Here is a 20,054-nt window from a genome sequence, read left to right on the forward strand (position 1 = left end):
GAGGGGCACCTCTTGCGCGTCGCCGCCGTGCCGACGGCATCGAGCTGTTCGGCGGGGTGGTCGCCTTCAGGAACCCGGTGCGACGGGTCCCACGAGACCCGAGTCGGCCAGTTCCGCGAGGTCGTTGAAGCTGTAGAGGTGCAGTCCCGCATAGCCGGCGCCGTCGAGGGCCTCCACCAGCGGCGCCGGATCGTAGGAGGCCGAGGTGACCAGCTGCCGCAGCACCGAGCCGGAGTTCGAGCCGCCGGCCGAGCGTTTGAGGAAGCCCAGCGACTGCCCGACGCCGATCGATCCCGCGAGGCGCAGCAGGCGGCTCATGCGCACGGGACCGGGGATGCCGGCCCACACGGGCAGCGTGATGCCTTCTGTGCGGAGCTTGGCGGGGAAGGTCCGCACCGTGTCCGGGTCGAAGCAGAGCTGCGTGACACACCAGGAAGCGAGATCCTGCTTGGACCGCAGCGTGGTCAGGAGGGCGTCCTCCGCCGTCGCCGGGTGCCCTTCGGGGTAGACGGCGATCCCCATGCGCAGGGCACCGCCCGAGAGCCCCGCGACCTCCTCCATGAGGGCGCCGCTCCAGACGTAGGGGCCTGCGGCCACCGGCGCGTCGCCGCCGATGACGAACACGTCCGTGATCCCGGCGTCGAGGCACCGGCCCACGTGATCGCCGAGCTCCGTCCGATCCGCCACCGACCGCGCGGCCAGGTGCGGGACGGCCGTGTACCCGGCAGCGGCGAGCTCGACCGCCAGGTCCACTGCTGCCCGCGGACCGTGCTGGGGCAGGCAGGTGACAGTGACGGTCGCGGGAGCGGGAAGGTGCGCGCGGAGCTTCTCCACCAGGTTCTCCCCGGGGATCACCTCGACGCGGACGGGCAGGTCGGGCAGGACCGTCACAGCGTGCCGACCGTCCTCAGCATTCCACGACGTTCAGGGCCAGGCCGCCGCGCGCGGTCTCCTTGTACTTGTCCATCATGTCCGCGCCGGTGTCCCGCATGGTCTTGATCGCGACGTCCAGCGAGACGTGGTGCTGCCCGTCGCCGCGCACCGCCATGCGGGCAGCGGTGATGGCCTTCATCGCCCCGACGGCGTTCCGCTCGATGCACGGGATCTGCACGAGACCGCCCACGGGATCGCAGGTGAGCCCGAGGTTGTGCTCGATCCCGATCTCCGCGGCGTTCTCCACCTGCTCGGGCGTGCCGCCCAGCACTTCGGCGAGGGCACCCGCCGCCATGGCGCAGGCAGAGCCGACCTCGCCCTGGCACCCGACCTCGGCGCCGGAGATGGACGCGTTCTTCTTGAAGAGGGAGCCGATCGCCGTGGCCGCGAGCAGGAACCGGACCACGCCGTCGTCGTCCGCTCCCGGCACGAAGTCCACGTAGTACTTGAGGACGGCGGGGATGATGCCTGCCGCGCCGTTGGTCGGGGCGGTGACCACACGGCCGCCCGCGGCGTTCTCCTCGTTCACGGCGAGGGCGAACAGCGTCACCCACTCCATCGTCCCGAGGCGGTCGTTCGGATCGTCCGCCTTCTCGAGCAGCTGGCGCTGCCGCTCAGCCCGTCGCCGCACGCTCAGACCGCCGGGGAGGATGCCGCCCGTGGTGGTCCCCCGACGGATGGTGTCCTGCATGACGGACCAGATCTCCAGCAGCCCGGAGCGGACGTCCTCCTCCGAGCGCCAGGAGAGCTCGTTGGCGAGGACGACGTCGGAGAAGGACCACCCGGTGGCACCGCAGACGCCGAGGAGCTGGTCCGCGGTATCGAACGGATGCGAGACGGGAACGGGCTTCAGCACGGCGGTCTCCGAGCCGATCTGGTCCTCGTCGAGGACGAAGCCGCCGCCCACCGAAAAGTATTCCCTCGTCTGCATACGATCACCGGCCGCATTGTATGCCGAGAAGCGCATGCCATTGGTGTGGTAATCGAGCCGCTGCCGCCGGTGCAGTAGCACGTCGGTCTCCGGATCGAAGGAGATGCGCCTCTCCCCGGCCAGATGCAGGGACCTGCACTCACCGATGTAGGCCACGCGGGCGTCGGCCGATGTCGGGTCGACGAGGTGCGGCTGGTCACCCTCGAGGCCGAGGAGCACGGCCTTGACGGTTCCGTGGCCGTGACCGGTGACGCCCAGCGAGCCGAACAGGTCCACCTGCACCCGGTGCACATCCACGAGGAGCCCACTGGTGCGGAGCAGATCGGTGAAGAGGTAGGCGGCGGTCATCGGTCCGCCCGTGTGGGAGCTGGAGGGTCCGATCCCGATCTTGAAGAGGTCGAAGGCGCTGATCGTCACTGCGCTGGTCCGGCCGGTTTCTCCCGCTTGTAGAACGGGGTCGGGATGACGGTGAACGGTTCCGGACGTCCGCGCAGGTCGACCTGCACCTCGGTGCCGATGGCCGCGTGGGCCGCGTCGACATAGGCGAGCGCGACGGGATAGCCGAGAGTGGGGCTCGGCAGGCCGGACGTGACAGTACCGACCGGCACACCGTCGACGACGACGTCGTACCCCGCCCGCGCGGACCGGCGGCCGACCGCGCGGAGGCCCACCAGGCGGCGCGCCGGCTCCACGGCCTTCAGCGGCTCCAGCACCGCCCGGCCCACGAAGTCGTCGGCCTTCTTGGTGCTCACCACGGGGCCGAGCCCCGCTTCGAAGGGGTTGGTGTCCAGGCCGAGCTCGTGCCCGTAGAGGGGCATGCCCGCCTCGAGCCGCAGTGAGTCACGGGCTGCGAGTCCGCAGGGCAGGAGCCCGTGGGCGTCACCCGCCCGGAGTGCGGCGTCCCAGAGCCGCACGGCGACGTTGCTGCCGATGAAGATCTCGAAACCGTCCTCGCCCGTGTAGCCGGTGCGCGCCAGCAGGACGGGCAGCCCGGCGAGTTCCAGCTCGACCGACGCGTAGTACTTCAGCTCACGGATCAGGGCACCGTCCTCGGGACGGGCGAGATCGAGCAGCACCGCCTCGGCCGTCGGTCCCTGGACCGCGATGAGCGAGGTCGCCTCCGACTGGTCCTCCACGGCGACGTCGAAGCTGTTCGCACGGATCCGCAGGGCCTCGGCGACCACGGGTGCGTTGGAGGCGTTGGGCACCACGAGGAAGGAGTCCTCGGCGAGCCGGTAGGTGATCAGATCGTCGATCACGCCACCCTCCGCGGTGCAGATGAGCGAGTACTTCGCCTTGCCGACCGCCATCACCGCCAGGTTGCTGACCAGCGCGTAGTTGAGGAACTCCGCGGCCTGCGGCCCGCTGACGAGGACCTCCCCCATGTGGGACAGGTCGAAGAGACCGGCGGCCTTCCGGACGGTGTGGTGCTCCTCGAGTTCGCTGCGGTACTTCAGGGGCATCTGCCATCCGCCGAAGTCGGTGAAGGACGCCCCGTGGGCCTCGTGCTGGGTGTAGAGGGCGGTGTGCTTGCTCTGCTCGCTCATGGAGGTTCGGGTTCCTAGTCTTCGAAGGCTTCGATGGGCGGGCAGGAGCAGACCAGGTTGCGGTCGCCGTGGGCGCCGTCGATCCTGCGCACGGGAGGGAAGTACTTGTCGTGGCGCAGCGCCCGGAGCGGGTATGCGGCGAGCTCGCGGGGGTAGGCCTGCGTCCAGTCGTCACCGATGAGCAGCTGCGCGGTGTGGGGCGCCTGCCGCAGCGGGCTCTCCTCGATGCTGAACTCGCCGGAGGCCACGCGGTCGATCTCGCCCTTGATCGCGATCATGGCGTCCACGAAGCGGTCCAGCTCCGCGAGGTCCTCGGACTCGGTCGGCTCCACCATGAGGGTGCCCGCCACGGGGAAGGACAGCGTGGGGGCGTGGAACCCGTAGTCGATGAGGCGCTTGGCCACGTCCTCGGCCGTCACGCCGGTGGTCGCGGTCAGCGGGCGGAGGTCCAGGATGCACTCGTGCGCCACGAGGCCCTGCACGCCCGTGTACAGCACGGGGAAGTGCTCGGTCAGGCGGGCGGCCACATAGTTGGCGGCGAGGAGCGCATGCGCCGTCGCGCTCGTCAGGCCCTCGGAGCCCATCAGGGCCACGTAGGCCCAGGAGATGGGCAGGACGCCGGCCGAGCCGTACATCGAGCCCGAGACGGGGGTGCCGCCCTCGCTGCCGGGGGCGTCGTCCGTCGTGACGTCGCGGTTCGCGTCCCCGGGCAGGAACGGCGCAAGGTGCGCGGCCACGGCCACGGGGCCGACGCCGGGCCCACCGCCGCCGTGGGGGATGCAGAAGGTCTTGTGCAGGTTCAGGTGGGAGACGTCGCCGCCGAACTCGCCGGGCTGCGCGAGGCCGACCAGGGCGTTCAGGTTGGCGCCGTCGATGTACACCTGGCCACCGGCGGCGTGCACCTTCTCGCACACCCAGCGCACGTCCTCCTCGAACACGCCGTGCGTGGAGGGGTAGGTGATCATGATGGCCGAGAGGTTCCCGGCGTGCTGCTCGATCTTCGCGAGCAGGTCGTCGTGGTCGATGTTGCCGTTGGCCGCCGTGCCCACGACGACCACCTTCATCCCGGCGAGGACCGCGGATGCCGCGTTGGTTCCGTGCGCGGAGGACGGGATGAGGCAGATGGTGCGGTTGTCGTCGCCGCGCGAGCGGTGGTAGCCGCGGATCGCGAGGAGGCCGGCGAGCTCGCCCTGCGATCCTGCGTTGGGCTGCAGGGACACGCGGTCGTAGCCGGTGATCTCGGCGAGGCGCTCCTCGAGGTCCGTGATGAGCTCACGCCAGCCCTCGGTCTGGCTCTCCGGCGCGTAGGGGTGGATGGACGCGAACTCGGGCCAGGAGATGGACTCCATCTCCACCGTCGCGTTGAGCTTCATGGTGCACGAGCCCAGCGGGATCATGGTGCGGTCCAGGGCGAGGTCCTTGTCGGAGAGCTTCCGCAGGTAGCGCAGCATCGCGGTCTCCGAGCGGTGCCGCGAGAAGACAGGGTGCGTCATGAAGGAGGACGTCCGGTGCAGCTCCGACGGGATGCGTTCCCCCCGGTCCGCAGCGGCGTCGACGGTGGCGCCGAAGACTGCGGCGACGGCCGCGACGTGCTCCGGCGTCGTCGTCTCGTCGCAGGAGATGCCGATGTGGTCGGCATCGATGCGGCGGAGGTTGTAGCCGGCGGCCTCGGCGGCGTCGGCGTACTCGGCTGCCTTCCCGGGTACGCGCAGGAGCAGGGTGTCGAAGAAGGCGCCGTGCACGACGGCGGCGGCCGACCCCTCGAGGGCCGCAGCGAGCTCGACGGTCCGCTGGTGGGTGGTGCGTGCGATCGCCGTCAGGCCCTCGGGGCCGTGGTAGACCGCGTACATGGACGCGACGATGGCGAGGAGGGCCTGCGCGGTGCAGATGTTGCTTGTGGCCTTCTCGCGGCGGATGTGCTGCTCGCGGGTCTGGAGGGCCAGGCGGTAGGCGGGGGCGCCGTCGGCGTCCTTCGAGACACCGACGAGGCGGCCGGGCAGCATGCGCTCGAGGCCCTTGCGGACGGCCATGTACGCGGCGTGCGGCCCGCCGAAGAAGAGCGGGACACCGAAGCGCTGGGCGGAGCCGACGGCGATGTCCGCGCCCTGCTCGCCCGGGGCGGTGATGAGCGTGAGGGACAGGAGGTCCGCGGCGACCGTCACGAGGGCCCCGCGCTCCTTCGCGGCGGCGATGACGCCGGCGTGGTCCCGTAGCGCTCCCGAGGCACCGGGTTGCTGGAGGACGACGCCGTTGATGTCGCCGTCGGGCAGTCCCGCCGAGAGGTCGGTGACCTCGACGTCGAAGCCGAGGGCCTCGGCGCGGCCGCGGACCACCGCGACGGTCTGCGGGAGGACGTCGGCGTCGACGACCGTGCGGCCCTTGTTCTTGCCGGAGCGGCGCATGAGGAGGACGGCCTCGGCCACAGCGGAGGCCTCGTCCAGCAGGGAGGCGTTGGCGATGTCGAGGGCCGTGAGGTCCTGCACCATGGTCTGGAAGTTCAGCAGCGCCTCGAGGCGGCCCTGGGAGATCTCCGGCTGGTAGGGCGTGTAGGCGGTGTACCAGGCGGGCGATTCCAGGACGTTCCGGCGGATGACGGGCGGGGTGACGGTGTCGTAGTACCCCTGGCCGATCATCTGGACGGCGGTCCGGTTCCGGCCGGCGATGCGGCGGAGCTGTGCCAGGACCTCGGTCTCGCTGAGGGCCGCGGGCAGGTTCAGCGCCCGGTCCAGCCGGATGCTGGCGGGAACGGCCATGTCGACCAGCTTCTCCAGGCTCGGGTAGCCGAGGACCTCCAGCATCTGTCCGGCGTCGGAGGACCGGGGGCCGATGTGGCGGTCGGCGAAGGTCGCTGCGGGCTGGGCGGCGGGTGTCGGGTTCAGCGAGGCGTTCATGGGAACTCCGTACGTCGGGGAGGTGCGCGGGCGCAGGCCTGGTCGGGTTCCTCCCCGCTCTGTAGGGGACCTGAGAGTTTCCGCAGGACGCGTTGCCTGCTTGCACCGTCGGTGAGCGCCGAGTGGATGTCGGGGCTGCTTTCCAGAGTTGCCTAGCCGCAGCGGTGCATTGGCCTGAGAGATTCCTGGGGAGGAGTTGCTCCTACGGCGCCTGCCGGTGTGGTGGACGGGAGGACTCTCCCGCTGCAGATCGATGGCGTATTCAGTTGGGTGTTCGGGCGGCGTGTGAGCCGTCCCACAGCCTACCGCGCAGGGCGGAAGGGAGGCAAAGCCCGACGTCGACGGGCCGAACAGTACCGTGTCCCCTCCCATGCCGGAAGGGTGTGCCATGAATGCTCCTGCAGAACCGTCCGATCGGCGCGATGCAGGCTTAGCGTGGGTACGGATGACTGCTCACCACTGCCCGACCTGGAGTATCGATGACGATCCCCCGCTTCCGCCCGGCCCTCGCCGCGCTCGCCCTGCTGGCCGCCGTCGTCCTCCCGGCGCCTCCCGCCTCCGCGGCAGGGGCCTCCTACGTGGCGCTCGGGGACTCCTACTCCTCGGGCACCGGCACGCGCGCCTACCTGGCGGACGGGACGGCCTGCCAGCGCTCCGTGTACGCCTATCCGTCGCTCATCGCGAGCGCCAGGGGGTACGCGCTGAATCTCCGGGCGTGCTCCGGGGCCACCATCCCCGACGTCGCCGCGACGCAGCTGGGCGCGCTGACGCCGACCACCGCCTACGTCTCACTGAGCGTCGGCGGCAATGATGCGGCCTTCGTCTCCGTCCTGACCGAGTGCGCCAAGCCGGCGTGGATGAGCAACTGCACCGCGGCCGTCGACAGGGCCCAGGCGATCATCACCGATCAGCTACCGGGAAGCCTCGCTTCCCTGTACGGGCAGATCCGCGCGCGGGCACCCCGGGCGGCCGTGACCATCGCCGGGTACCCGCGCATCTTCAACGGCGAGGACTGCAACGCCGCCACGTGGTTCTCACCTGCCGAGGAGTCGCGGCTGAACGCCACGGCGGACCTCCTCAACCGGACGACGGCCACCGCGGCCGCCACCGCGGGCTTCGCCTTCCGCGACCCGGCACCGGCGTTCACCGGTCACGCCGTGTGCGACGACGTCGAGTGGCTGAACGGGCTCTCCAGCCCCATCTCCGACTCCTACCATCCGAACCGGACGGGCCACGCGTCCGGGTACGTTCCCCTCATGGGTGCTGCGCTCACGGGCGCCCGCGTCGCCGTCACGCAGGAGACGCTGCAGTCCGCCGAGGCCGCCGCCCCTGCCCTCACAAAGCAGCAGGCAGCGTACTCCGCGACGGACCGGCGCATCCGGCCCGATGAGTTCGTCCTGCCGGACCTGAAGAGCCGGTCGGCGCGGGCCGCTGCGGCGAGGGCCGGCGTCGACCTCGCGGACCCGGCGAGCATCGCGCGGGCGGATCGCGCCGCGGAGGCCGCTCAGGCCGCTCAGGCCGCTCAGGCCCGGGAACGGTAGCCGCGCGCCGGTCCCCTGGGTGCAATGGTGCGGTGTCCCTCGGCTCGGGGTCAGCCGGGCTCGCCGTGCGTCTGCGCGGCGGCCTCCCGCAGCAGCGCGACGACGTGGCGGATACCGGGGCTCTCCGCCATGGTGCGCCGATGCACCACGCCGACCTGGCGCGCCGGCGTGGGCCGCACCACGGGCACGACGACGACCCGCTCCGGCAGCACGGGCCGTCCCAGGCGCGGCACGAGCGCCACGGCGACGCCCTGCTCGACGAGCGCGATGTGCGTCGCGAAGTCGTCGTCGTACAGGCGGATGTCCGGCAGGCGCCCGAGGTCCGCATGGAGCTTCAGGAGGGCCTCGTTGCAGATGGCTCCGTGCGGGGTGCTGACCCAGGTCTGGTCCACGAAATCCGCGGGTTCCACCGAGACGCGGCCCGCGAGCGCGTGGTCGTCGCGGACCAGGAGATCGGCCACGTCCTCGCACAGCCACTCCAGCTCGAGGTTCTCCGGCACGCCCAGGGGCACCGAGTTCCAGTTGTGGACGATCCCGAGATCGGCCTTCCCCTCCGCGACCCGCGCCACGGCCTCGCGGGGATCGTCCGAGCTCACCCTCAGGTCCAGGTCCGTCCCCTCCCTGGCGATCCGCCCCAGCACTGGACCGACCAGCCCGCGGCACGCCGTCGAGAAGGCCACGAGCTGCAGGCGCCCCCGGGGTTCACCGGGCTCCGACAGGAGGGAGGACTGCAGCGCCTCGAGGTCCGCGAGCATGCGCCGGCCGTAGTCCGCGAGCACGTTGCCCCGCTCGGTGAGGAGGACGCCGCGGCCGTGCCGCTCGAGCAGGGGCACGCCGGTCTGCCGCTCGAGCTTCTTGATCTGTTGGGAGATCGCCGACGGGCTGAAGTCGAGAGCCGTCGCTGCCCCGATGACGGAGCCCGTCTGTCGGACGGCAGCGAGGGCCTGCAGGGCCGCAGGATCAATCATGAAGGAAACGTACACGATCAAGCGCACTTCTGTGCGCTGGTCCTTCACGCTCCGTCGCGGTTGACTGACACCATGACCCGTCGCCACTGTCTTCTCGCCCTGCTCGTGGCCGTGCTGTGGGGCCTCAACTTCGTCGCCATCGATCTGGGGCTGCACCCGGCCGACGGAGCGGAGGTCCCACCCCTGCTGTTCGTCGCCCTGCGCTTCGCCCTGGTGGTGCTGCCGTGGATCTTCTTCATCCGGAAGCCCGACATCAGCTGGACGGCGATCATCGGGGTCGGGCTCTTCATGAGCGCCGGCCAGTTCGGCCTGCTCTACCTCGCGATCTCCCTCGGCATGCCGGCCGGGCTCGCCTCGCTCGTCCTCCAGGCGCAGGTCCTGCTGACCGTCCTCCTCGCGGCGCTCTTCCTCGGTGACCGTCCGCGACCGATCCAGCTCGCCGGGCTGGCCCTGGGCGCCCTCGGGCTGCTCGTCGTCGCCGTCGGCCGGAGCGCGGTGGCCCCGCTGCTGCCGCTCGTCGTCGTCCTCGCCGCCGCACTGTCGTGGGCCGTGGGGAACGTGATCGCCCGCAGAGCCCGCGCCGCGTCGGGACTGGGCCTCGTCGTCTGGTCCGGCGCCGTGGTCCCCCTGCCGCTGCTGGGCCTCTCGCTCGTGGTCGACGGGCCGGCCGCCGTCGGCGACGCGCTCGTGCATCTGCAGCCCGTGACCATCGCGAGCGCCCTCTACACCGCGGCCCTCGCCTCACTCGTCGGATACGGCATCTGGAACCATCTCCTCGCCGTCTACGAGCCCGCGTCCGTGGTGCCCTTCACCCTGCTGGTCCCGGTGGTCGGGATGGGGGCGGCCTGGCTCGTGCTCGCCGAGGTGCCGTCAGCCGTCGAGGTGCTCGGGGCCGTCGTCCTGCTCGCCGGTGTGGCCACGGCCCTTGCCCGTCCGCGCCGCGTCCGTCACCATCGGGACACGCCGATGAATCCCGGACCGGCGCCGCGTCTACAGGCTGTGGTCCGGGACGCGGACCGCCAGACCCAAGGAGCATCATGACGCACCGCGACATCCCCGGAGACCTGTTCGAGCAGTACGCATCGGCCGTCCTGCAGAAGGACGCGGAGGCACTGCTGTCCCTGTACGACGACGACGTGCGGGTCTTCGATCTCTGGTCCGAGTGGTCCTACGAGGGGAAGGCCGCATGGCGCGTCGCGATCGGGCAGTGGTTCGGCTCGATCGGCGAGGAGAACGTCGGCGTGGTGTTCGACGACGTGCGCTCGATCGTGGTCGAGGACCTCGCGACGATCGTCGCGAACATCTCCTACCGCGAGACGGAGTCGGACGGCGCGGAGGGGCGCGGGATGGACAATCGCCTGACCTGGGTACTCCGGCGTTCGGCCGACCGGTGGCGGATCGTGCACGAGCACACCTCGGCCCCCGTGGACGCCGGGACGGGATCGGTCAGGCTGGAGCGTCGGGCCGCCGGGTAGCCGGGAGGCCCGTCAGGTGAAGACGTGGAGGAAGCGGAAGAACACGGAGGCGGCGACGGCGATGTAGGTCAGGGCGATGATCGGCCCGACCCAGTCCGTGAGCCACCGGGTGAGGCCGGCGGGCGCAGGGATGACCCCCTGGGCCAGGTTCCTGAGGGTGGTGAGGATGACCAGGGGGATCATCGCCGCCCAGACGATCATGCAGTAGAGGCACAGGATGTAGATGTCGAACAGGGCCTGGCTCCACAGCCACACCGCGAAGACGGCCCCCAGGGTGACACCCACCTGCAGGCCGATCCAGTACCAGCGCGCCAGCCGGGCGCCGGCGAGCAGTGCCATGCCGGTGGTGATGACGATGCTGAAGCCGACGAGGCCGATGAAGGGGTTGGGGAAGCCGAAGAGCTCAGACTGCCAGGTCTCCATGACCTGGCCGCAGGACACCCATGGATTGATGTCGCAGCTGGTGACGTGGTCCGGGTCCCGGTAGAGCTCGAGCTTCTCGAGGATCAGGATGCCGGCCGCGATCCAGCCGGTGATGCCCGTCGCCAGCAGGAGCAGCCCGAAGGCGCGGGGACGCGCGAAGGCCGGGACGCCTTTCTCAGGATCCGCCCCAGACGTCGTCCGCTTCGTGGAGTGCACCTGGAGGTGTGGTCGCATCGCGGGCCCCTACCGGCCGATGGCGGTGTCGATGAGCCGGCGGAACTCCTCCTCGCTGGCGGGCTGGATCTTCCGGCCCTCCAGGAAGAAGGTGGGGGTTCCCTGGACGCCGAGCGCCAGTCCGTCGTTCTTGTCCCGGGTGATGCGCTCCATGGTCGCGGGATCCGCCACGGCGGCGTCGTAGGCGGCCAGGTCGAGGCCGAGCTCCTCGGCGTAGCCCCTGAAGTCGGGCGACCTGTCCTGGTCGGTGTGTGACCATTCGGTCTGCGTCTCGTACATCCGGGCGTGCATCTCCTTGAACCTGCCCTGCTGCGCAGCGGCTTCGACGGCGACGGCTGCGGTCTCGGAGTTCGGGTGACCGGGCAGCGGGAAGTACCGGGACACGACCGTCAGGTTCTCCCTGTACTCCTCGGAGAGGTCTTCGACGAGCGGGTACGCGGCGAGGCAGGATTCGCACTCGAAATCGAGGAACTCGACCAGCACGGCCTTCTCGTCCGTGGCCTGGGACAGCCGGTGACTGTCCGCGCGCACCACCTGGGCATCGGCACCGGTGGCGTCGGCGGTCCGGGAGGGCTCGTCGCCGAGGTTGCCGAGGATGACCACCAGAGCCACGACGAGCGCCGCGGCGGCGAGCAGTCCGATCACTATGCGGTTCTGCAGGCTCAGGCCGGTCTTCGTGCTGGTCGGTGGCGCTTGGGTCGGCACAGGGAAGTCTCCTCGTCGGCTGGGTGCGTCGTCGTGCTCGGTCCCGCCGGGACCGGGTGAAGCGGGTGGAGCGGGTGTTCGGCCGGTCTTCTATCCGCGCGCGCAGCAGGCGCAGGACGCGCCCGCCGCCGAGCCGGAGTTCTCCGGGACACCCGCGGCATCGGGGGAGGTGCCCCCCATGGCATCAACGCTGTCGTGGGCGTCGAGGTTTCCGACGGTCGGGGCGCAGCAGGAGTCGCCCTTCCAGGCCTCACGGCCTTCCTTGATGGCGACGGCGGCGATGACCAGGGCAGCGATCGGGTCGGCCCAGGACCACCCGAGGGTGCTGTTGAGCAGCAGGCCGACCAGCAGGACGCCGGACAGATAGGTGCACAGCAGGGTCTGCTTGGAATCCGCGACGGCCGAGCGGGACCCGAGTTCGCGGCCGGCGCGGCGCTGCGCCCAGGACAGGAAGGGCATCACGGCGAGACTGACCGCGGCGAGGGCGATCCCTACGAGGGAGTGCTCGGCCTCCGCCCCGCCGAGCAGGCTGCGGATCGCATCGAAGCTCACGAACGCGGCGAGGCCGAAGAAGGAGAACGCGATCAGGCGCAGCGCGGTCTTCTCCCGGGCCTCCGGGTCGCGGCCGGCGAACTGCCAGGCCACAGCGGCCGCGGAGAGGACCTCGACGATCGAGTCCAGCCCGAAGCCGATCAGCGCACTCGAGGACGCGATCGTGCCGGCGCTGATCGCGATGACCGCCTCGATCACGTTGTAGGTGATGGTCGCGGCGACGAACAGACGGATCCGCCGGGAGAGGACCGCGCGACGCTCCGCGGTCGGAGCAGCCGGCCGCGGCCGGTGCGCGTCCGGTGACGTGTGGGTGCTCATCAGCAGCAGGCCTTCCCTTCGACGTGTTGCCCCTCGGGGGTGCAGCGGCAGTCGGGCTCGCTGACCGCGACCACGTGCAGGAGGGCCGTCAGTGCGTCGCCGAGCTTCTGGTCGGCCAGCTCGTACCGGACGCGGCGCCCCTCGGGGACGGCGACGACGAGCCCGCACCCCCGCAGGCAGCTGAGATGGTTCGACAACCGCTGCTTGCTCACCCCGGCCATCGCGGCCAGATCACCCGGGTACGACGGTGCTGCCCGCAGCGCCAACAGCACCTGGGCGCGCACGGGATCAGAGAGGGCATACCCGAACCGGGCCAGCACGGACTGGGGGGTCAGCGTCTCCATGGTCCCCATAGTACACAGATGCATGTACTACAGTGATGGCCCCTCCCGACCCTCCACCTCCGCATCGGTGGCACCGGACCCCGGGACGAGGGCCGACGAGCCCGTCCTGCGGGCACGGGGGGATACGACGGCGGACAGAGTGATGCCGTGATCTTTCAGGAAGCCTGGGAGCAGGTACATACGTATGCATGGAATAACGGGCCGAGGGCGCCGGTTCTACCAGCAGGCCCAAGGCGGGCCGGACGGCAAGCACAGGAGCGACACCATGGCACGCGAACTGGAACTCGGACTCGACACCTTCGGGGACGTCACGCGCGGCGAGGACGGCACCCCCGTCCCCTACCCCCAGGTGATCCGGAACGTCATCGCCGAGGCCGTCCTCGCGGACCAGGTCGGGATCGACTTCTTCGGCGTCGGGGAACACCACCGCGACGACTTCGCGGTCTCCGCCCCCGAGACGGTGCTCGCGGCCATCGCCGGGCAGACGCAGCGCATCCGGCTCGGCTCCGCCGTCACCGTCCTCAGCTCCGACGATCCCGTCCGTGTGTATCAGCGTTTCGCCACGCTCGACGCCGCCTCGAACGGTCGCGCCGAGGTCATCCTCGGGCGCGGATCCTTCACGGAGTCGTTCCCCCTCTTCGGCTACGAGCTCTCCGACTACGAGCGCCTGTTCGAGGAGAAGCTGGACCTGTTCTCCGAGCTCATCAAGGAAGGGCCCGTGACCTGGTCCGGGAGCACCCGTCCGGGACTCGAGGACCACGAGGTCTACCCCAAGACCGAGGGCGGCCGGCTGAAGACGTGGATCGGTGTCGGTGGGAGTCCCGAGTCCGTCGTGCGGGCCGCGCGCTACGGCATGCCGCTCATGCTCGCGATCATCGGCGGGGAACCCGCCCGGTTCGCCCCCTATGTCGACCTGTACCATCGGGCGCTGACGCAGCTCGGGCAGCCCACCCTGCCCATCGGCGTGCACTCCCCCGGGTACATCGCGGACTCGGACGAGCAGGCCCGCGAGGAGCTGTGGCCGGACAACCGGATCATGCGCGACCGCATCGGGCGCGAGCGCGGCTGGGGTCCGACCACCCGGGCCGAGTTCGACCAGGAAGCGGACGTCGGATCGCTGTACGTCGGCTCCCCGGAGACCGTGGCGCGGAAGATCGCCGCGACGGCGCAGGCTCTCGGCATCGACCGCTTCGACCTCAAGTACAGCGCCGGGCCCCTGCCCCACGAGAAGCTCATGCACAGCATCGAGCTCTACGGGACGAAGGTCATCCCGATGGTCCGGGAGATGCTCGCCTAGCAAGGGCCTGACGGCGGAAATTTTTCCCGCCCAGGGATCCGGTGAGTGGGTAGCGTGGCGCCGTACGCCAGCACCCACCCACCGGAGGTCCCGCCATGGTCGATCGCATCGCTTATATCTGGGGGACGAGGACGCCGTACGCCCGGGGTGAGCGCTGGCCGGTCCGCGTGGACCAGACGCTGGCACCCGGGGTCGCCGAGGGCGACGTCGACCGCTGGGTGCAGTCCGCCTGCGTCCTGTGCAGCAACGGCTGTGGCTGCGACATCGCCGTCAAGGACGGGCGCATGGTCGGGATCCGCGGACGGCAGGCGGACATCGTCAACCACGGACGGCTCGGCCCGAAGGGCCTGTTCGGCAGCTGGCAGGGCGTGGACACCGGGGATCGCCTGACCCGCCCCCTCATCCGCGTCGACGGCGAACTCGCCGAGACCGACTGGGACACCGCGATGAACCGGATCGTGGAGCGGAGCCGTCACCTGCTCCACACCAAGGGCCCGCTGAGCCACGGCTTCTACACGACCGGCCAGCTGTTCCTCGAGGAGTACTACGCCCTCGGCATCATCGGCAAGGCCGGCGTGGGAACACCGCACATGGACGGGAACACCCGCCTGTGCACGGCCACGGCGGCCACCGCCATGAAGGAGAGCTTCGGCTCGGACGGCCAGCCGGGCAGCTACGTGGACATCGACGAGTGCGACGCCATGTTCCTCTTCGGCCACAACATGGCCGAGACGCAGACCGTGCTGTGGATGCGGGTCCTCGACCGCCTCGCCGGACCCAATCCGCCACGCCTCGTCTGCGTGGACCCGCGCGAGACGCCGGTGGCCCGCGCGGCGGAGGTGCACCTCGCCGTCCGGCCCGGCACCAACCTCGCCCTCATGAACGGGCTGATCCGGGAACTCTTCGTGAACGGCTGGATCGACGACGCCTACATCGCGGCGCACACGCTGGACGTCGACCGGCTCCGGGCCACCGTGGAGCGATGGACGCCCGAGGCGGTCGCCGAGACGTGCGGCGTCGGCGCCGACGACGTCCGCCGGGCGGCGGAGATCTTCGGCACGAGCGAGCGGATCCTCTCCACGGTGCTGCAGGGGTTCTACCAGTCCGCGCAGGCGACGGCGTCGTCCTGCCAGGTGAACAACCTGCACCTGCTCCGCGGCATGCTCGGCAAGGAGGGCAGCGGCATCCTGCAGATGAACGGTCAGCCGACGGCGCAGAACAACCGCGAGTGCGGGGCCGACGGCGATCTGCCAGGATTCCGGAACTGGGAGAATCCGCAGCACGTGCAGGAGCTCGCCGACCTGTGGGATGTCGATCCGGACACCATCCCGCACTGGGCGCCGCCCACCCACGTCATGCAGATCTTCCGGTACGTGGAACTCGGGTCCATCGAGTTCCTGTGGATCTCGGCCACGAACCCGGCGGTCTCGATGCCGCAGCTCGAACGGATCCGGCGCATCCTCGACACGGACGGCCTGTTCCTCGTGGTGCAGGACCTGTACCTGACGGAGACGGCCCGGTACGCCGACGTCGTCCTGCCGTGCGCCGCCTGGGGTGAGAAGACCGGGACCTTCACCAACGTCAACCGCACGGTGCACCTGTCCGACAAGGCGGTGGAGCCGCCGGGCGAGGCGAGGAGCGATCTCGATGTCTTCCTCGACTACTCGCGGCGCATGGACTTCCGCACCCGGAGCGGAGCGCCCCTACTGGACTGGACCGGACCCGAGGACGGCTTCCGCGCCTGGCAGGAGTGCACCCGCGGGCGTCCCTGCGACTACACGGGCATCAGCTACGAGCGGCTGCGCGGCGGAAGCGGGATCCCGTGGCCCTGCAACGACGAGAATCCGGACGGCACCGTGCGCCTCTACGGGGACGGCGTCTTCCCCACGGATCCGGACTACTGCGAGTCCTACGGCCACGACCTCCTCACCGGCGCCGCGACGGGCCCGGTCCTCTACCGGGCCACCGTGCAGCCCGGCAAGGCGTGGCTGAAGAGCGAGGACTACCGGCCACCGCACGAGGAACCGAGCGAGGAGTACCCGCTGCGCTACACCACGGGGCGGACGGTCTACCAGTTCCATACACGGACCAAGACCGGGCGCAGCCGCGCCCTGAACCGCGCCGCGCCGGGCGCCTGGGTCGAGGTGTCGCCCGCGGACGCGGAGCAGCTGGGCATCGTGGAGGGCGACGTGGTGGCGGTCCGCTCACGTCGGGGGCATCTCGAGGTACCGGTGCGGGTCGGTGACATCCGGGTGGGCACGGTGTTCGCCCCGTTCCACTACGGCTACTAGGACGACGGCGGATCAGAGGGCTCCGCGTCGGCGCACCACGCGGCCAACGAACTCACGATGACGGAGTGGGACCCGGTGTCCAAGCAACCGGTGTTCAAGAACGCCGCGGTGCGCATCGAGAAGGTCCGCGACGGCGCGGGCCCGTCCCCCGCCCCGACCACGGCGGCCTCGAGGCCCGCCCGGGCGGGCCACCGTGCCGCGGGCCGTACCACCGGTTCGGGCGGGGGGCCCGGAACGGTGCCGGCGACGGTCGGAGGCCCGGAGGGCGAGGCCACCGAGAGGTTCCCCGACACGGCACCACCCCGGGTCGCTTCGAGCGAGGAGCGGCCATGAAGCTCCCCGTCTACCTCGGACTCCTCCACGAGGCCGAGCGCATCCTCGCCCGGTCCTTCCGCGTCGTCGCGGACGGCCACGGTGACGAACCCGACGTCCACGTCATCCTCGGGACCCTCGCCGGGCAGTGCGACCGGCACGTCGAGGCCCTCGAGCCTGTCATCGTGCGCTTCGGATCCGAGGTGGAGGGCGAGGAGGAGCACCGGGTCACGGCCGACGGCGTCGAGGAGGTCCGGACCGGCGCCCTCGGCCTGCTCCTCGACCTGCAGGACCTCTCCGTGCTCGTCCATCACCTCGATGTCATGTGGACCATGGTGGGTCAGGCCGCGGCAGGCAGCCGTGACCGCGAGCTCCTCGACATCGTGGTCCGCTGCGCGCCGGACGCGGACCTGCAGAGCCGATGGCTGCAGACGCGCATGAAACAGGCGGCACCGCAGGTCCTGCTGGTCGCGTCATGACCGGACGGATCCCGCTCGTCGAGCGCCTCCGGTCGGCGCGCGGCCGGTTGGGCGGCGGGCTGTACGCGGGCGGACTGAGCCTCCTGACCGTCGGCGCGGTCGGGCTCGTGGGGCTGGTGACCCATCTGCCCTGGCTCTTCCCGAGCCTCGGTCCCACGGTCATGCTCTTCTTCGAGTCGCCCGACCAGCCGGCCTCGCGGCCCGTCAACACGCTCGTCGGCCACGGAGTCGGGCTCGCCGCCGGCGTCGCCTGCTTCTACGGGTTCGGCGTGGACGGCCTGCAGGCCGCCCCGGTCGGCGGACTCACCGGAGCCCACCTGGCCGCGGGCGCCCTCTCGGTCGCCGTGACCACCTTCGTCCTGACGCGGATCGCCCTGCCCCATCCGCCGGCAGGAGCCACCACGCTGATCGTGAGCCTCGGCATCCTCCACACCCCCGTCCACTTCGCCACCGTGGCCGCCGCCGTGGTACTCCTCACCGGGATCGGGTGGGGCGCCAATCTGCTGCTCGGCACGCGCCCTGCGGCCGGAACCGACTGAGCGGGAACCGCTTCGCCCTTTCTTCGGTTTTCTTTCGCCCTTCGGCCACGCCCTCTTTGATCGGGGTCCACGAGAGTTGTTGTCAGGAGCACACCGCTCCGCGTTCTTCCCGCCGGCTCCGGTCCGTCCACCGGAACCGGCGGGTAGCTTCACCCCGGACCGATCAGCGGACCCGGAGACCAGCGGCAGCACCAAGGAGCAGGCGTGACCACCATCGATTTCCCGTCCTTCTCATCGGGTCCTCGTGCCGCAGTACGGACGTCGCCCGCTCCCGTCGCAAGCGTCCGGTCCGGCGACTCCGGTGCACCACCCGTCCGAGCGGACCCGCGCCCCTCCGTCGTAGCGCGTCTCGCAAGCCTCCTCGGCACGCTGCTCATGATCGTCGCGGTCATCGCGGTCCTCTTCTTCGCCATCGGCCCACGCTTCCTCGGCTACCAGACCGCCACGATGCTCACGGGCAGCATGGCCCCCGGCATCATGCCGGGCGACGTGGTCGTCACCACCCTCCAGCCCGTCGGCGGGATCGAGGTGGGAGACGTGATCAGCTACCACATCCCCGTCGAGGACCACCGGGTCGAGACCCACCGGGTCACCGAGGTCGTCCGCGGCGCGGATGGGACCACGGCCGTGCGCACCCAGGGCGACGCGAACGATGCCGTGGATCCGTGGCTCGCAACCCTCGAGGGTGAGAACGTGTACCAGGCCGCAGCGGTCATCCCCGAGGTGGGCAACGTGATCCGGGCCCTCCGGACCCCGGCCGTCAGCCACATCCTCGTCTACGGTGTCCCGGCCGTGCTGGTCGGGGCGCTGCTCCTCATGATCTGGTCACGCCGGGAGGAGGACGACGACGACGCCTCCGAGCCTGCCCCGGGCTCCGCCACGCCCGCCGGGTCGGTCGGAGGATCGGGGCATGTCCCCGGGAGCTCCCCTCGTACCGACCATCCGGTGCTCGATCGCGGGATCCTCGACAACCTCGGCGTGGAACTGTCCAGCCACGCCGGCGCCCTGCTCTTCGCCGGGACGTTCGTCGAGATGCTCCCGCAGCGGATCGGGGCCGTCGAAGCCGCGCTCACGGCCAGGGATGCCGACGCCGCCGTCGTCGCGCTCCTCAGCCTCACCGTCAGTGCCTCCATGGTGGGCGCGCGCCGGCTGGAGGAGGAGTCCTCGGCCGCACTGGAGCTGATCGGTCGGCCCATCACACATCGGGCCCTCGTCGCGAGGCTCCGGCAGCACGGCGCGGACGTCTCGACCGCACTGGACGCCATCCGCCACCAGGACGTCCACCCCCACTGAGCACTCGGCGGCGTGCACGGGCGTCAGCCGGTCGATGAGCCGGCCAGTCGGCCTGTCAGGCAAACGGTGGTCAGCCGGCCGGCGCGTCAGGCAGTGGCCGGCGGCATCATGCGGTACCCGACCCCGCGCACCGTACGGATGAACCGCGGTGCCTTCGTGTCCTCGCCGAGCTTCTTGCGCAGGTTCCGGATGTGCACCTCGACGAGGTGCTGGTCGTTGACCCAGCCATCCCCCCAGATACGGGAGAGCAGCGTCTCGCGTTGCCATACTCGCCGCGGACCCGAGACGAGCGTGGCCAGGAGGTCGAACTCGATGCGTGTCAGGGGCAACTCGGCACCGTCCAGCATGGCGATCCGCCCCTCGGTGTCGATGCTGAGGGGACCGTGCCGCAGCAGGCCCTCGATGTCCTCGTCCGCCACGGGCGCCACCGGCACGGCTTCGGTGGCCTGCACGGTGGGCGCCGACTGGGCCACCGGCGCCGCCGCAGCGCCCATCAGCGGCTGGACCACGCTGCGGACGGTGTTCCTCGGTCGCCGGAACATCGCGTTCACCCGGGCGCCCACCTCCCGCGGGCTGAAGGGCTTGACGACGAAGTCGTCGGCGCCGATCTCGAGTCCGATGAGGCGGTCGATCTCGTCCTGGCGCGCGGTGATCATGATGACGTAGGCGTCGGTCAGCGGCCTGATCTGCCGGCACACCTCCACGCCGTCGATGTCCGGGAGGTTCAGGTCGAGCGTCACGAGATCGGGCTGCCGTTCCCTGACCAGTGCCACGCCCTGGCGTCCGTTCTCCGCCTCGATGGTGGTGAAGCCGTTCATGCCCAGCGTCATGACGAGCAGTTGCCGCACATCGGCGTCGTCTTCGATGATGAGAGCGAGGCGCGCATCGGGGTCGGATGTCATGACTCACACACTGCCAGATCTTCGGACGACCACCGAGTGCATCGGGGCCGTTCCGGTGAAATTCTGGCTGATCCGCCCA

Annotated in this window: 17 protein-coding genes, 1 pseudogene and 1 riboswitch; of the genes and pseudogenes, 8 read left to right on the plus strand and 10 right to left on the minus strand. The window is 70.7% G+C overall.

Features of this window, described 5'->3' with window-relative positions; all coding sequences use genetic code 11:
* Positions 1-66: 66 nt before the first annotated feature.
* Genes ACTIMO_RS03180 through gcvP form a run of 4 tightly spaced genes read right to left on the minus strand, consistent with a single transcriptional unit; the run spans position 67 to position 6,302 of the window.
* The gene (locus ACTIMO_RS03180) at positions 67-891 is read right to left on the minus strand and encodes a methylenetetrahydrofolate reductase (RefSeq protein WP_448181456.1); all 825 of its coding nucleotides are present in this window, start codon (positions 889-891) and stop codon (positions 67-69) included.
* Positions 892-907: 16 nt separating this feature from the next.
* Complete coding sequence (locus ACTIMO_RS03185) at positions 908-2,281, minus strand: L-serine ammonia-lyase (protein WP_422390908.1); 1,374 nt, start codon at positions 2,279-2,281, stop codon at positions 908-910.
* A complete protein-coding gene (gene gcvT / locus ACTIMO_RS03190) occupies positions 2,278-3,411 on the minus strand; it encodes a glycine cleavage system aminomethyltransferase GcvT (protein ID WP_448181457.1) in 1,134 nt (377 codons plus the stop codon). The genes ACTIMO_RS03185 and gcvT overlap by 4 nt, the downstream gene beginning before the upstream one ends.
* A gap of 14 nt (positions 3,412-3,425) precedes the next feature.
* Positions 3,426-6,302 carry an aminomethyl-transferring glycine dehydrogenase gene (gcvP, locus tag ACTIMO_RS03195; protein ID WP_448181458.1) on the minus strand — a complete coding sequence of 959 codons (2,877 nt, stop codon included), beginning with the start codon at positions 6,300-6,302 and terminating at the stop codon, positions 3,426-3,428.
* A gap of 152 nt (positions 6,303-6,454) precedes the next feature.
* Positions 6,455-6,555: riboswitch (glycine riboswitch) on the minus strand.
* A gap of 226 nt (positions 6,556-6,781) precedes the next feature.
* On the opposite strand from gcvP, the gene ACTIMO_RS03200 reads away from it, so the two are divergent.
* Positions 6,782-7,843: an SGNH/GDSL hydrolase family protein gene (locus ACTIMO_RS03200; RefSeq protein WP_448181459.1), complete on the plus strand. Its 1,062-nt coding sequence runs from the start codon at positions 6,782-6,784 to the stop codon at positions 7,841-7,843.
* 50 nt (positions 7,844-7,893) lie between these two features.
* On the opposite strand, the gene ACTIMO_RS03205 is transcribed toward ACTIMO_RS03200, so the two are convergent.
* Positions 7,894-8,811, minus strand: a complete 918-nt coding sequence (locus ACTIMO_RS03205) for a LysR family transcriptional regulator (RefSeq protein WP_448181460.1) — start codon at positions 8,809-8,811, stop codon at positions 7,894-7,896.
* 72 nt (positions 8,812-8,883) lie between these two features.
* Between ACTIMO_RS03205 and ACTIMO_RS03210 the strand changes: the two genes are divergently transcribed.
* Both ACTIMO_RS03210 and ACTIMO_RS03215 read left to right on the plus strand, forming a co-directional pair.
* Positions 8,884-9,852, plus strand: coding sequence for an EamA family transporter (locus ACTIMO_RS03210; protein WP_055766275.1), 969 nt, complete (start codon positions 8,884-8,886; stop codon positions 9,850-9,852).
* Positions 9,849-10,286, plus strand: coding sequence for a YybH family protein (locus ACTIMO_RS03215; RefSeq protein WP_448181461.1), 438 nt, complete (start codon positions 9,849-9,851; stop codon positions 10,284-10,286). Before ACTIMO_RS03210 ends, ACTIMO_RS03215 begins: the two co-directional genes overlap by 4 nt.
* Before the next feature lie 12 nt (positions 10,287-10,298).
* Here ACTIMO_RS03215 and ACTIMO_RS03220 read toward each other — a convergent pair whose 3' ends face one another.
* From ACTIMO_RS03220 to ACTIMO_RS03235, 4 genes are all read right to left on the minus strand, one after another.
* A complete protein-coding gene (locus ACTIMO_RS03220; RefSeq protein WP_448181462.1) occupies positions 10,299-10,943 on the minus strand; it encodes a vitamin K epoxide reductase family protein in 645 nt (214 codons plus the stop codon).
* A gap of 9 nt (positions 10,944-10,952) precedes the next feature.
* Positions 10,953-11,648, minus strand: coding sequence for a DsbA family protein (locus tag ACTIMO_RS03225; protein WP_448181463.1), 696 nt, complete (start codon positions 11,646-11,648; stop codon positions 10,953-10,955).
* 90 nt (positions 11,649-11,738) lie between these two features.
* A complete protein-coding gene (locus tag ACTIMO_RS03230) occupies positions 11,739-12,518 on the minus strand; it encodes a cation transporter (RefSeq protein ID WP_448181464.1) in 780 nt (259 codons plus the stop codon).
* Entirely contained in the window at positions 12,518-12,862 is a 345-nt protein-coding gene (locus ACTIMO_RS03235) for an ArsR/SmtB family transcription factor (protein ID WP_448181465.1), read from the minus strand. Before ACTIMO_RS03235 ends, ACTIMO_RS03230 begins: the two co-directional genes overlap by 1 nt.
* Before the next feature lie 265 nt (positions 12,863-13,127).
* On the opposite strand from ACTIMO_RS03235, the gene ACTIMO_RS03240 reads away from it, so the two are divergent.
* The 5 genes and pseudogenes from ACTIMO_RS03240 (at position 13,128) to ACTIMO_RS03260 (ending at position 19,073) form a co-directional block, all read left to right on the plus strand.
* Positions 13,128-14,159 (plus strand): LLM class flavin-dependent oxidoreductase, encoded by a 1,032-nt coding sequence (locus ACTIMO_RS03240; RefSeq protein WP_055766264.1) that lies wholly within the window; start codon positions 13,128-13,130, stop codon positions 14,157-14,159.
* 95 nt (positions 14,160-14,254) lie between these two features.
* Positions 14,255-16,783: pseudogene (locus ACTIMO_RS03245) on the plus strand (molybdopterin oxidoreductase family protein).
* Positions 16,780-17,241 (plus strand): hypothetical protein, encoded by a 462-nt coding sequence (locus ACTIMO_RS03250; protein ID WP_422390917.1) that lies wholly within the window; start codon positions 16,780-16,782, stop codon positions 17,239-17,241. The pseudogene ACTIMO_RS03245 and the gene ACTIMO_RS03250 overlap by 4 nt, the downstream one beginning before the upstream one ends.
* Positions 17,238-17,780 (plus strand): HPP family protein, encoded by a 543-nt coding sequence (locus ACTIMO_RS03255; protein ID WP_448181466.1) that lies wholly within the window; start codon positions 17,238-17,240, stop codon positions 17,778-17,780. Before ACTIMO_RS03250 ends, ACTIMO_RS03255 begins: the two co-directional genes overlap by 4 nt.
* Positions 17,781-17,984: 204 nt before the next feature.
* Complete coding sequence (locus ACTIMO_RS03260; RefSeq protein WP_448181467.1) at positions 17,985-19,073, plus strand: signal peptidase I; 1,089 nt, start codon at positions 17,985-17,987, stop codon at positions 19,071-19,073.
* A gap of 86 nt (positions 19,074-19,159) precedes the next feature.
* Here ACTIMO_RS03260 and ACTIMO_RS03265 read toward each other — a convergent pair whose 3' ends face one another.
* On the minus strand, positions 19,160-19,975 hold the full coding sequence (locus ACTIMO_RS03265) for a response regulator transcription factor (RefSeq protein WP_448181468.1): 816 nt from the start codon (positions 19,973-19,975) through the stop codon (positions 19,160-19,162).
* Between the last annotated feature and the right edge of the window lie 79 nt (positions 19,976-20,054).

This window comes from Arthrobacter sp. CP30 (assembly GCF_053470025.1).